The organism is Rhodoferax sp. GT1R46 (assembly GCF_056521285.1).
This window is the reverse complement of record NZ_JBWMBC010000001.1, coordinates 16,312-29,742: the sequence shown is the minus strand read 5'-3', so window position 1 is coordinate 29,742 and position 13,431 is coordinate 16,312. Positions and strand designations below refer to the sequence as shown.

Genomic DNA, 13,431 nt, shown 5'->3' with positions numbered 1-13,431 from the left:
CCTTGGGAAAACGCGTCGTCTTCAAATCGGCCTGGCTACCCTGGGTGCTGATGGCGCCCCAGGTCGTGGTCATTGCCGTATTTTTCTTCTGGCCCGCTGCGCAGGCCCTGCTGCAGTCGTTGCAGCAATCCGATGCCTTTGGCACATCGGTCGAGTGGGTTGGTCTGGAGAACTTTCGCAACCTCTGGCAGGATGCGTCCTACCTGGAGTCCTTCAAAACGACCGCCATCTTCTCGGCCCTGGTCGCCATCCTGGGGCTTGCCTTGTCGCTGGTGCTGGCGTTCTTTGCCGACCGGGTGGTGCGGGGTTCGGGCATTTACCGCACTTTGCTGATCTGGCCTTATGCGGTGGCGCCCGCCGTGGCCGGGGTTTTGTGGCTGTTCATGTTTTCACCCAGCATCGGCATCCTGTCGTACGCACTGCGCGAGGCGGGGTTCCAATGGGATTCCCTGCTCAACAGCCAGCACGCCATGGCGCTGATTGTGATGGCCGCAGTCTGGAAGCAGCTTTCCTACAACTTCCTGTTTTTTCTGGCGGGGCTGCAAAGCATTCCGAAGTCGCTCATTGAGGCCGCAGCCATGGATGGAGCCCGGCCTTGGCGGCGCTTCTGGACGATCCAGTTCCCGCTGCTCTCGCCGACCACGTTCTTTCTGCTGGTCATCAACATCGTCTATGCGTTTTTTGACACGTTTGCCATTGTGGATGCCGCCACCAAAGGCGGCCCTGGCAAAGACACCGCCATTCTGGTTTACAAGGTCTACTTTGACGGATTCAAGGCCATGGACCTTGGAGGCTCGGCCGCGCAATCCGTGGTGTTGATGGTGATCGTGGTCGCGCTAACGGTGGTGCAGTTCCGATTTGTCGAAAAGAAAGTGAACTACTAAAGTGACTGGCGCCCACGCTCCACCGTTGCACGGGTCGCTACCTCCCAAGGGGGCTCTCACGCTTTGCAGCGACCCTGCAGCATTCGGGCTTTGCCATGGTTGAGCGCCGCCCCTGGCTGGACCGCCTGTCGCATGCCATCCTGATACTGGGCGTGCTGGTGGTCGCCTTTCCGGTGTACATCACCTTCGTCGCATCCACCCACACCGCGCAAGAGGTGGTACAGGTGCCCATGCCACTCCTGCCCGGCTCGCACATGCTGGACAACTACGCGACGGCACTCTCGGGTGCGCGCGAGGGCAGCGGGTCGCATGCGTCGGTAGGCCGCATGATGGTGGTCAGTCTGGTGACTGCGCTGGTGATCGCGCTGGGCAAGATTGCCATTTCGCTGCTGTCGGCATTCGCCCTGGTGTATTTCCGGTTTCCGTTTCGGATCGCATTTTTCTGGGCCATTTTTGTCACGCTGATGCTCCCCGTGGAAGTGCGTATTGGCCCCACCTACAAAGTGGTCGCGGACCTGGGCATGCTCAACAGCTACGCCGGTTTGACGGTGCCGCTGATCGCATCGGCCACGGCTACTTTTTTATTCCGGCAGTTTTTTCTCACCGTGCCCGATGAGCTGGTCGAAGCAGCGCGCGTGGACGGCGCGGGGCCAATGCGGTTTTTCAAGGATATTCTGGTGCCCCTGTCGGCCACGAGCATGGCCGCGCTGTTTGTCATCCAGTTCATTTATGGCTGGAATCAGTACCTCTGGCCCCTGCTGGTGACGACCGAGGAAAACATGTACCCCGTCGTCATTGGCATCAAGCAGATGATCTCGGGGGGCGACGCCCAGACCGAATGGAACATCGTCATGGCAACCGCGATGCTGGCCATGCTGCCACCCGCACTGGTCGTGATGCTGATGCAAAAATGGTTTGTCAAAGGCCTGGTGGATACCGAGAAGTGAATTCAAGAAAATGGCATCCATAGAACTCAAGAACGTCGTCAAACGTTACGGCAAGGGCAAGTCGGCCAACCCGGTCATCCACGGTGTTAGCGCGCATATCACCGATGGGGAATTTGTCGTCATCGTCGGCCCCTCCGGCTGTGGCAAATCCACGTTGCTGCGCATGGTGGCCGGGCTCGAAGAAATCAGCGGTGGCGAAATCAGCATTGGAGGCCGCGTCGTGAACGACCTGGAGCCCTCTGAGCGCGACATCGCCATGGTCTTCCAGAACTACGCCCTTTACCCGCACATGAGCGTGTTCGACAACATGGCCTATGGCCTGAAGATCGCCAAAATACCGCGGGACGACATTCAGGTGCGGGTGGACAAAGCGGCAAAGATTCTGGAATTGGGCCCCTACCTGCAACGCAAGCCGCGCGAACTATCCGGCGGGCAACGCCAGCGGGTTGCCATGGGCCGCGCCATCGTGCGCCAACCCCAGGTGTTTCTGTTTGACGAGCCGCTCTCCAATCTGGATGCCAAGCTGCGTGCCCAGACCCGGCTGGAGATACAGAAGCTGCACCGCGAACTGGGTATTACCTCGCTGTTTGTCACCCACGACCAGGTCGAGGCCATGACCCTGGCCCAGCGCATGATTGTGATGAACGGCGGTGTCATGGAGCAGTTTGGCACCCCCCTTGAGGTGTACACCCGCCCCGCCACCACGTTCGTCGCCAGTTTTATCGGCTCACCGCCCATGAACCTGCTGAAGGAGGCCCCGCTTGCCTTGGCGGGTGTCATTACCGGTATCCGCCCTGAACACCTGGACATCACCCCTACGGGCTGGGCGCTGCGGGTGGAAGCCGTCGAGATGCTCGGTGCCGAGCGGCTTGTCTATGGCCGGCGGGTGCACGGCAAAGGCGATGAAATGGTGATTGTGCGCACGGACGAGTCCCAGGTGCCGCCCGCGCTGGGTGCAACGATCCATGTCACCCCACGCCCTCACAAGCTGCATACGTTTGACGCAAGCACCGGCATGCGCCTGGAGGCCCTATGAATGCTACGCCCGCGGACGAGTCCCTGCCCCACTGGCCCTACCCGCGCTGGGTCGCCCACCGCGGAGCCGGCAAACTGGCACCTGAAAACACCCTCGCAGCCTTTCGCCTGGGGGCCCGCCATGGCTATCGCATGTTCGAATGCGACGTCAAACTGAGTGCGGACGGCGTGCCTTTTCTGATGCACGACGCCACCCTGCAGCGCACCACCGACGCCCTTGCGAAGATGGGCCAGGGCAACAGCGCGGTCGGCGGCGACCACCCCTGGGGCGCCTTGGCCCAGTTGGACGCTGGCAGCTGGCACTCCAGAACCTATGCCGGTGAGCCACTCCCCACGCTGGACAACATTGCCGCGTTTTGCAGACGCAATGGCTATTTCCTGAACATCGAGATCAAACCGACGCCGGGGACTGAACGACACACGGGTGAAGTGGTCGCCGAGCACGCCGCCCGGCTGTGGCAGGGAGAGTCGGTGCAGCCCTTGCTCACGTCCTTCGACGTGGAGGCCTTGCAAGGAGCCCTTCACGCGCAGCCTGCGTTGCCACGCGGACTCTTGCTGGACCGGCTTTGGACCGGCTGGCTGGAAACCGCGCTGACTCTGGATTGTGTTGCGGTGGTCTGCAACCACGCCCTGTGGGACAAAAGCACGGTGACGCAGGCCAAAAGTGCAGGCTTTCGGACCCTGAGCTACACGGTGAATGACGAATGGGCCGCCCAGCGACTCATCGACCTGGGAACCGATGGCATCATCACTGACCGGGTGGAATTGTTCAGCCCAAGCTAACGCCCGCCTCGCACCGCCCACCACTGGCAGCTGGCACTGGCCACCAGCATGGCGGCATAGGTCGCCATCTTGCCGTCGCGGCCAAAGAACCACAAGCCCAGAGCCAGAGCGACCGCACCCGCTATAAAATTAATAGCTGCCTGCGCAGCAGCGGCGGGGGCTGAAGGGCTTTTCTTTCCGAAATAGGGCCCGACCATAGCCAACACCACGCCGACAACGATGGCTGGTGCAAGAAAATTCAGCAGGTGATTGAGTTGATCCAGAAGGCCCATGCGGGTGGCCAAAAAAGGCCCCGGGTTGATTGAAGTGACGGCGATTTTATAATCGCTAAACAATTTATATATGGCAGTCTGGACTTTAGGCATCAATCACACCACCGCACCGCTGGATTTGCGCGGTCGGTTTGCGTTCGCGCTCGACCAGATCGAGCCCAATTTGCGGGGGCTGCGCCAGTCACTTTCGCGCATGCCCGAGGCCGCCATTGTCTCCACCTGCAACCGCACCGAGATCTATTGCGCCGGTGAGCATTCGGAACTGGAGCCCACGCTCGGCTGGCTGGCCCACTCTGCCGGCATTTCGGCTGATGCACTTCGCTCCTACACCTACAGTTTGCAGGATGACCACGCCGCGCGCCACGCGTTTCGGGTGGCCAGCGGCCTCGACTCCATGGTGCTGGGCGAGCCGCAGATTCTGGGGCAGCTGAAAGATGCGGTACGCGCGGCCGAGGCGGCCGGTGCCTTGGGCACCACCCTGAGCCAGATGTTCCAGCGCTCGTTTGCCGTCGCCAAAGACGTGCGCACCTCCACCGAAATCGGCGCGCACTCCATCAGCATGGCCGCCGCCGCCGTGCGGCTGGCGGGCCAGTTGTTCGAAGACCTGGGCAAGGTCAAAGTGCTGTTTGTGGGCGCAGGCGAGATGATTGAGCTGTGCGCCACCCACTTTGCGGCCAAAAACCCCCAATCCATCGCCATTGCCAACCGCACGCTGGACCGTGGCGAAAAACTGGCCGCACGTTTTGGTGCCGAGGTCATGCGCCTGGCCGACCTGCCCGACCGCCTGCATGAGTTTGATGCTGTCATCAGCTGCACTGCCAGCACCTTGCCTATCATTGGGCTCGGTGCCGTGGAGCGGGCGCTGAAAAAGCGCCGCCACCGCCCCATGTTCATGGTCGATCTGGCGGTGCCGCGTGACATTGAATCCGAAGTCAAGGCACTGGGCGATGTGTATCTGTATACCGTTGACGACCTGGCTGGCGTGGTGCAAACCGCGCAGGCCAGCCGCCAGGCCGCTGTGGCGCAGGCCGAGGCGATTGTGGATGCGGGTGTGCAAAGCTTCATGCACTGGATTGACCAGCGCAACAGCGTGCCCCTGATCCAGCAGCTCAACGCCCAGGCCGAAACCTGGCGTGCCGCCGAACTGGCCCGCGCCCGCAAGTTGATTGCCCGCGGCGAGCCGGTGGATGCCGTGCTGGAAGCGCTGGCCAAAGGCTTGACCCAAAAAATGCTGCACGGTGCCATGGCCGAGCTGCACAAGGGGGACGCCCAGGCCCGTGAGCGTACGGGCACCGCCATTCAGCACTTTTTCCTTCGAAAAGAACGTTAGCTGGGGTTGCCCCCACTCTCCCCCAACCCCTCTCGCCCCACTGGGCGAGAGGGGAGCCCAACAGTCCTATTTGGTTATTTCGCTTCGGCTAAGACCTTACCGTCGTCGCGTTGATCGCCGCCCCAACTGCATGCCCATGAAACCATTTTTGCGCCAACAACTCGTCCGCTACGCCGACCGCCTGGGGGAGCTGGAGTTTTTGCTCTCGCGCGAAGACATCATGAAGGACATGGAGCAGTTCCTCAAGCTGTCGCGCGAGCACACCGACGTGGCCGCTGTGGCCACCCGCTGGGCGCGCTACCAGCAGCTGGAAGCCAACCTGGTGGGCGCCAAAGAAATGCTGGCTGACCCTGACATGGCCGAGATGGCCGAAGAAGAAGTGGCCAGCACCAGCGCCGAGCTGGCCCAGATTGAAGGCGAACTGCAGCGCATGCTGCTGCCCAAAGACCCGGACGACGCGCGCCCCGCGTTTGTGGAAATACGCGCCGGCACCGGGGGCGACGAATCGGCCCTGTTTGCCGCCGACCTGCTGCGCATGTACACCCGCTACGCCGACCGCTGCGGCTGGAAGACGGAGATCGTCAGCGAGTCCGCCAGCGAACTGGGCGGCTACAAGGAGGTGGTGGTGCGCATGGACGGCCACCACAATGGCACAGGCGTCTATGGCGCACTGAAGTTCGAATCAGGCGGCCACCGTGTGCAGCGCGTGCCGGTGACCGAAACGCAAGGCCGCATCCACACCAGTGCTTGCACAGTGGCCGTGCTGGCCGAGCCCGACGAGCAAGAGGCCATCAAGATCAACCCGTCGGACCTGCGCATCGACACCTACCGCGCCAGCGGCGCCGGTGGCCAGCACATCAACAAGACCGATTCAGCCGTGCGCATCACCCACCTGCCCACCGGCATCGTGGCCGAATGCCAGGACGGCCGCAGCCAGCACAGCAACAAGGCCCAGGCCCTGAAAGTGCTGACCGCCCGCATCCATGAAAAAGACCGCAGCGAGCGCGCCGCCAAAGATGCCGCCGAGCGCAAAGGCCTGATCGGAACAGGCGATAGAAGCGACCGCATCCGCACCTACAACTTTCCGCAAGGCCGCCTGACCGACCACCGCATCAACCTCACGCTATACAAGTTGCTCAGCATCATGGAGGGCGATCTGGACGACGTGGTGAATGCACTGCAAGCCTTTGAGGCGGCCGAACAACTGGCAGCGCTGGAAATGGGCCTGGCGTGACGCTGGACCAGGCCTTGCGCCACGCCACGGCCTTGGGCCTGGACCGACTCGATGCCCAACTGCTGGTGCTGCAGGCCATGGGCCGCCCGACGCATGACCGTGCCTGGCTGCTGGCGCATGACACCGATGCGATGCCGCCCGCCGCAGAGGCCACGCTGCAAGCCGCCATCGTGCGCCGCGCGGCGGGCGAGCCGCTGGCCTACCTCACCGGCCACAAAGAATTCTTTGGCCTGGACCTGGCAGTCGACGCCCGCGTTCTGGTGCCCCGCCCGGATACAGAAACCCTGGTGGAGTGGGCGCTGGAAGTGCTGGCCCCTCTGCCAGCCGCCCGCGTGATCGACCTGGGCACCGGCAGCGGCGCTATTGCGCTGGCACTTAAAGCCACTCGGCCCGATCTGACGGTGATAGCTGTGGACGCCAGCACGGACGCGCTCGCGGTGGCACAGACCAATGCGCAGCGTCTGCAGCTGGACGTGCGGTTTGCACAGGGCTCCTGGCTGGCGCCTGTGCAGGGCCGGTGGGATGCCATCGTGTCCAACCCGCCCTACATTGCCGCGCAGGACGCGCATCTGGCCGCCCTCACCCACGAGCCGCTGCAGGCGCTGGCCAGCGGCGCCGATGGCCTGGACGACATCCGCCACATCATCACCCAGGCACCACAGCACCTGCAAAGCGGCGGCTGGCTGCTGCTGGAGCACGGCTACGACCAAGCCAGCGCCGTGCGCAGACTGCTGACCAATGCGGGCCTGCAAGAAGTGCAGTCGCGCTGCGACCTAGCGGGTATTGAACGCTGCAGCGGTGGCAGGCTAGCCTGCGCATAAATAAGCAGTCTTTCTTGCCTCTAGCCCCCGTGCAACCTGCGAAAGCAGCTATTTATTTGATAGCAATTCTCTTCCAACCCAACCCCCACCATGTCCAACACCACACCCGCCTGCCCTCAATGCACCTTGGAAAACACCTACCCCGATGGTGACAACTACGTCTGCGCCGACTGCGGCCATGAGTGGCCCATGGCGCAAGCCGCAGCCACCGATGACGATGCCGACGCAATCATCAAAGACTCCAACGGCCAGGTGCTGCAGGACGGCGACGCTGTCGTTCTGATCAAGGACCTGAAGGTTAAAGGCAGCTCCACGGTGCTGAAGATGGGCACCAAGGTCAAAAGTATCCGCCTGGTGGGCGGCGACCACGAGGTGGACTGCAAGATGGACGGCGGCAGCTTCATGCTCAAGGCGTGCTTTTTGAAGAAGGCTTGAACCACCCGTACTTTGCTCGTGCGCATCTGCACTTTCAACGGACTACTGACGGGACAATATGTCACAGAGCGCGGCTCCCGCTTCGAAGTCAAAGTCAGCAATCGCGTGGTTCAGCGCGCTGATGTCGACCTGGGACATACCGGCATATTTCAACCCAATCCGGGCGTGCAACTCCAGTGATCGCAGGTCCGCAGACCTGAGCAATGCAGCCAGCTCACGCAGGTCGGCAGCGAGCTCCGACGGGTCACTCGCCTCCGGCACCAAAGCCTGCTTGACGGATGGATTTTTCTGGACGATAGCGCCCATTACACGGACGGTTGTATCCACGGCTGATTTGAAATAGGCAAGACGTTCAGGTGTAAGCGCTTCTGCGTCCTGGTTCCTCACGGCAGATTCAGTCAATTTGGCGACCCCAGCCATGTAGCTGGCACCCACAGTGGCCGAAAGCCCTTTTAAAGAATGCAAAAGGCGCGCTGCGGCGACGGTGTCCCCCACTTCCAGCAGGGTGGTCAACTGGTCGGGGGTCCCTATCAACTCTTCTACATAGGCCTTCAGGATGCTGGTGTACACCTCAACATTGCCGCCCATGCGTCCCAGTGCACCGTCCACATCCACGGCGTCAGCAGCTGGAAGCGCAGGCGGCGCTACGGCGCTCGGCAGACCCGCACCGAATTCCGCCTTTCTCAAAACATCCTCAGGTTGAAGCCGCCCGGTCCAGGTGAGAAGCACTTCAATCAAATGGGTCAGATCAAAGGGTTTTCCAATGTGGTCATTCATTCCCGCAATCAGGCAAGCCTCGCGATCCGATGCCATGGCATTCGCCGTCATGGCAATGATCGGAAGGTCAGCCATGCCAAGCTCGCTGCGAATGGCACGGGTTGCGGCGTATCCATCCATCACCGGCATCTGAATGTCCATCAGCACGGCGTCAAACTGCGGGACAGTCAGTGCCACAGCGGCCACACCCAACGCGCCGTTATCCGCAATCTCCACCAGTGCACCCTCTGCCGCCAGCAACTCCCGAGCAACTTGCTGGTTAACCACGTTGTCTTCCACCACCAGCAAATGGATGCCCCGCAAACGGCCACCATGCTGAGCCTTGGTTCTTGGCTTTGTGCGGAGATTGCTGGCGCCAGTCTGGGCATCCCTGACCGCATCGGACAGCATCGCTGCGGTCACCGGTTTCACCAGAAACCCCTGCAATTGGGCAAGCTCCTGCGGACTGCGCCGTGACAGTTCTTCGCGGCCATTGATCGACACCATAACCATGATGGGTATCGGCCCACCCGTGAGGGCGTTCCGAATCCCCGCAATAGTCTGCCAACCATCCAGCCCAGGCATTTGCCAGTCCATCAATACCGCCTGAAAGGGGGCTTGGCCGGCCTCTTTACGGTCCTGAACCAGTTGAATAGCCTCTGCCCCGTCGCCAGCCCCGATGACTTGCCAGCCAAGGGACTGCGCCATGGACATCTGCAACCGCCGGGCAGTGGCATTGTCGTCAACCACCAGTACCGTCAAAGGGGGGACATCAGCGGCAAGAACCGCCTGCGCGTCAATGACTGCAAGCGTGACAGAAAAATGGAAGTTGCTACCCTCACCCAGCGCGCTTTCAAGCTCCATTCTTCCGCCCATCATCTCCACCAGGCGTCTGGATATGGACAACCCCAATCCTGTTCCGCCAAAACGGCGGGTGGTGGACGCTTCAGCCTGGGAAAATCCGGAGAAAATGAAATGTTGATCGACTGGGGCAATGCCCATGCCGCTGTCTTTGACGGAAAAACCCAAGGTCGCCTCAGACCCCGAGCGGGCAAGCACTCTGACTTGAATCACCACTTCACCTTTGGCCGTGAACTTGATGGCGTTGCTGCTGAGATTGATTAGCACCTGCTGCAAGCGCATGGCATCGCCGATCAGAACTTTGGGTGCTGTGGCGTCTATATCAAACAGTACTTCTACAGGCTTGGGACCCACGTTTGTGGAGACAATGACCGAGAGATCCCGCATGAGTTTTTCCAGCTCAAACGGATGGGGATCCAGCGCCATCTTGCCCGCGTCTATCTTGGAAAAATCAAGAACGTCATTGATCAGCCCCAAAAGGGACTTAGCAGCCCCCTCCGCCTTGGTGGCATAGTCCAGCTGCTGGTGACTTAACCCGGTGTTATGAAACAGTTTGAGCATGCCCAACACGGCATTCATGGGCGTGCGGATTTCATGACTCATGTTGGCCAAAAACTGGCTTTTTGACTGCGATGCTGCCTGCGCCGCATCAGTAGCCTGCAAGAGCTCGGCTTCACTCTTCTTGCGTGCGCTGATGTCACGCATATAGGCGAAGTTCAACTCCTCTCCATTGAACTCCACAAAATTCAGATCTACTTCGACAGGCACGATTTGCCCTTTGCTGTTCACCTGGGTCGTCTCGAAGCACATGCGCTTTCGCCGCTTTAAATCCGCCCAGTGATCAGGCCATCGCTCGACCGGGAAATCCGGATCAAGATCCGTGATGGCCATACGAAGCAGCTCAGCCTCTGTATAGCCGTGCAGATCGCAGGCAGCGCTGTTCACCCGGACAATGCGTGAGTCGCGCGCGATCCAGAAAATGGGGACCGATGCTTTTTGAACCGACAGCGCGGTCAATCGAAGCTGCGACTGTGCTGTCTGGCGTTCCCGCATTTGGCGAATCATGATGGTCGCAGTGACGCCAACACCAGATATCACCAGGAGCAGCATGAAGCCTTCGCGCCAGGCACGTTCGCGCCAATCGGCCAGTGCATCGGTCAGAGATTGACCCACCGAGACCACCACCGGGTAGTCCTTCAAGGCGCGGTAGCTGTAAATGCGCTCGACCCCATCGGCAACGACGACCTGTCGCACAGTCTTTTCTGTTGCGACAGGCAGATGTTCCTTGAACATCGGGGTGTCGATCCAGCTTCGCGTCATCAACTTTTCAACGGCCGGTGTGCGCGCAATGATCCAACCTTGGCGGGTAAAGACCGTCACGAAACCATTCGCACCGACGTCCATTGACTGGGCAGAACTCTGAAAATGCAGTGGGTCAATCCAGGCCACCAACACCCCCTGAAAAGGTGCGCCATCCGGACCCAGTCGAATGCTTGCTGGCGTAGCCCAGCCGCCCATCGGCCCGTCTTTCAAACTGGCTCCTAACAAGAGCCCCGCGTTCAGGTTCTGGCGATGCGACGCAACATAGTCACGATTCGCCGCTGAGAGGAGGCGACCGGGCGTCTCGGGGAGTGTGGCCAGCACAACACCACCGCCACTATCAATCACCTCAAGCCCCTGTACCAACCCATCGACGGGCAGCATCGCCTTGAATCCTTGGAGTATGGCGTCGCGCTCGAGTCGCGAAACGGGACGGCTCCCTTGGGCCACCCCGGCCGCAGCTGCAAGCAGCAACTCAACGCGATGCATTTTTTGCCGGACGTCTTCTTCCGCCACTTTGGCAAGAGTGTGGGTCTGGGCGCCCGTTGCCTCAATTTCGCGGGCGTATTCGCGTTGAAGGTCACCGCCGACAATCGCGGCCTGCAAAAGGCAGACCAACACCGAAACCACCACAATCGAACCAACAGACTGCAGGAGAAACCAGGAACCAAGCCGCTGCATTGAATGTATACGCATCGACAATTCTATGCGTGGCAAATGGAAGAAGAGTCGGAGAATTGGTGCAGCATGGGTGCCTAATCTAACGAATTGCCACACCCATTGAAAACCCACTCAATAGCTTTCATTGCCTGCAAATTGGCAATGAAATGGGGTTTACCCGCCGCACCACATGCGCAGACAGCTATCAATTCAATAGCACTCTTCACACCCTGACGGCGTTGATTACCTTCAGGCTGCCTTGCCAAAAGCCAAAACGCCCTTGGGGTCCACCATCCCCAAGCGGTTGACCCCGCTGACCAGCGCCTTGATGGACGCGGTGACGATGTTGGTGTCCATGCCCACGCCGTACCGCTCCGCACCGCCCCCATGGGCGCTGCCGGCGGCACCTGCCGACATCAGCTCAAGAAACGCGCAGGCTTGCGCCTCAGCCCCTTCTTTGCTGCTGGTGGTAGAGCGCTCTTCAAAGCTGCGCACCTGAACTTTCACGCCCATACCTTGCAGGGCATGCACGGCTGCGTCGATGGGGCCATTGCCTTCGCCGCTGAGCAGCATGGGCTGGCCGTTCACTTCCAGCGCCAGGCGGATGCCTTGCACATGGTGCTTGCCTTCTACGCCGGCGTGGTCAAACAGGTGGTGCTCGACGTAGCGCACGCAGGCCTCGGCCGCATGCAGGTAGGTGGCGTCAAACAGATTCCAGATGTCTTGTGCGGTCATCTCGCCGCCGTGGTTGTCGGTATAGGTCTGCACCTCGCCCGAGAACTCCACCTGCAGTCGCCGGGGCATGACGACGCCAAACTCGGCTTCCATCAAATACGCCACACCGCCTTTGCCGCTCTGGCTGTTGACGCGAATGACCGAGTCATAGCTGCGGCCCACATCGGCGGGGTCGATGGGCAGGTAGGGAACATTCCACAGCCCATCTGCCTTTTGCACCGCAAAACCTTTTTTGATGGCATCCTGGTGCGAGCCGCTGAACGCAGTAAAAACCAGGTCCCCCACATACGGGTGGCGCGGGTGAATGGGCAGCTGGTTGCAGTGCTCCACGGTGCGGGCCACGGCGTTGATGTCCGAAAAATCCAGCCCCGGCGCCACGCCTTGGGTGTAGAGGTTGAGCGCCAGCGTCACGATGTCCACATTGCCGGTGCGCTCGCCGTTGCCAAACAGGCAGCCTTCCACGCGGTCGGCACCGGCCATCAGGCCCAGTTCGGCTGCGGCCACGGCGGTGCCGCGGTCGTTGTGCGGGTGCAGGCTCAGGATGACGCTGTCACGGCGCGCCAGGTGGGTGTGCATCCATTCGATCTGGTCGGCATAGACATTGGGCGTGGCCACTTCTACGGTAGCGGGCAGATTGAGAATGACCTTGTTGGTGGGTGTGGCGCCCCACTCGGCGGTGACGGCGTTGCACACGTCCAGTGCAAAGTCGAGTTCAGTGCTGGTGAACACTTCAGGGCTGTACTCCAGCACCCACTCGGTTTCAGGGTGCTCGGCGGCGAGTTGTTTGATCAGGCGCACCGAAGACACGGCCAGTTCTTTCACCTCGTCACGGCTCATGCCAAACACCACGTCACGAAACACCGGCGCCGTGGCGTTGTAGACGTGGACGATGGCGCGGCGTGCGCCCTTGACGGAATCCATGGTGCGGCGAATCAGGTGTTCGCGTGACTGGGTGAGCACTTCGATGGTCACATCGTCGGGGATGTGACCGCCCTCGATCAGGTTGCGCACAAAGTCAAAATCGGTTTGCGACGCGCTGGGGAAAGCGACTTCAATTTCCTTGAAGCCGATCGCGCACAGGGTGAGAAACATGCGCATCTTGCGCTCGCCATTCATGGGCTCAAACAGCGACTGGTTGCCGTCGCGCAGGTCGGTGCTCATCCAGATGGGCGGCGACTGGATCGTGCGCGCAGGCCATTGGCGGTTGGCCAAGGCAATGGGGGCGAAGGCGCGGTATTTGGTGGCGGGTTGCTGCAACACGGTGGGAACTCCTCAAGTACGAAACCAAATTTGATTCAGGGTTATCGTAGCCCGAAGGGTGCGGCATCGGATTGCGTATTGATGCGAACAATACCAAC

11 protein-coding genes are annotated in these 13,431 nt (G+C 60.8%); 8 read left to right on the top strand and 3 right to left on the bottom strand.

Annotated features, from left to right (window positions below; genetic code table 11):
- Positions 1-2: 2 nt before the first annotated feature.
- The 4 genes from ugpA to ugpQ all read left to right on the top strand — a co-directional run bounded on the left by ugpA (position 3) and on the right by ugpQ (position 3,649).
- Positions 3-884 (top strand): sn-glycerol-3-phosphate ABC transporter permease UgpA, encoded by an 882-nt coding sequence (gene ugpA, locus AC097W_RS00150; protein WP_479600228.1) that lies wholly within the window; start codon positions 3-5, stop codon positions 882-884.
- Between the two features lie 95 nt (positions 885-979).
- Positions 980-1,831: a sn-glycerol-3-phosphate ABC transporter permease UgpE gene (gene ugpE, locus AC097W_RS00145; protein WP_479600227.1), complete on the top strand. Its 852-nt coding sequence runs from the start codon at positions 980-982 to the stop codon at positions 1,829-1,831.
- A gap of 10 nt (positions 1,832-1,841) precedes the next feature.
- Positions 1,842-2,867 carry a sn-glycerol-3-phosphate import ATP-binding protein UgpC gene (locus AC097W_RS00140; RefSeq protein ID WP_479600226.1) on the top strand — a complete coding sequence of 342 codons (1,026 nt, stop codon included), beginning with the start codon at positions 1,842-1,844 and terminating at the stop codon, positions 2,865-2,867.
- Complete coding sequence (gene ugpQ / locus AC097W_RS00135) at positions 2,864-3,649, top strand: glycerophosphodiester phosphodiesterase (RefSeq protein WP_479600225.1); 786 nt, start codon at positions 2,864-2,866, stop codon at positions 3,647-3,649. Before AC097W_RS00140 ends, ugpQ begins: the two co-directional genes overlap by 4 nt.
- Here the strand turns inward: ugpQ and AC097W_RS00130 are convergent.
- Positions 3,646-3,921, bottom strand: a complete 276-nt coding sequence (locus AC097W_RS00130) for a hypothetical protein (RefSeq protein ID WP_479600224.1) — start codon at positions 3,919-3,921, stop codon at positions 3,646-3,648. The two genes, ugpQ and AC097W_RS00130, sit on opposite strands and share 4 nt — an antisense overlap.
- Before the next feature lie 70 nt (positions 3,922-3,991).
- Here AC097W_RS00130 and hemA point away from each other — a divergent pair, with 70 nt between their 5' ends.
- From hemA to AC097W_RS00110, 4 genes are all read left to right on the top strand, one after another.
- A complete protein-coding gene (gene hemA / locus AC097W_RS00125) occupies positions 3,992-5,251 on the top strand; it encodes a glutamyl-tRNA reductase (protein ID WP_479600223.1) in 1,260 nt (419 codons plus the stop codon).
- Positions 5,252-5,387: 136 nt separating this feature from the next.
- Positions 5,388-6,485 (top strand): peptide chain release factor 1, encoded by a 1,098-nt coding sequence (prfA, locus tag AC097W_RS00120; protein WP_479600222.1) that lies wholly within the window; start codon positions 5,388-5,390, stop codon positions 6,483-6,485.
- Entirely contained in the window at positions 6,482-7,306 is an 825-nt protein-coding gene (prmC, locus tag AC097W_RS00115; RefSeq protein WP_479600221.1) for a peptide chain release factor N(5)-glutamine methyltransferase, read from the top strand. Before prfA ends, prmC begins: the two co-directional genes overlap by 4 nt.
- Positions 7,307-7,396: 90 nt before the next feature.
- On the top strand, positions 7,397-7,741 hold the full coding sequence (locus tag AC097W_RS00110; RefSeq protein WP_479600220.1) for a zinc ribbon domain-containing protein YjdM: 345 nt from the start codon (positions 7,397-7,399) through the stop codon (positions 7,739-7,741).
- 42 nt (positions 7,742-7,783) lie between these two features.
- Here AC097W_RS00110 and AC097W_RS00105 read toward each other — a convergent pair whose 3' ends face one another.
- Positions 7,784-11,374, bottom strand: a complete 3,591-nt coding sequence (locus tag AC097W_RS00105; protein WP_479600219.1) for a response regulator — start codon at positions 11,372-11,374, stop codon at positions 7,784-7,786.
- A gap of 213 nt (positions 11,375-11,587) precedes the next feature.
- Positions 11,588-13,333: a 2-isopropylmalate synthase gene (gene leuA, locus AC097W_RS00100; protein WP_479600218.1), complete on the bottom strand. Its 1,746-nt coding sequence runs from the start codon at positions 13,331-13,333 to the stop codon at positions 11,588-11,590.
- Positions 13,334-13,431 lie beyond the last annotated feature (98 nt).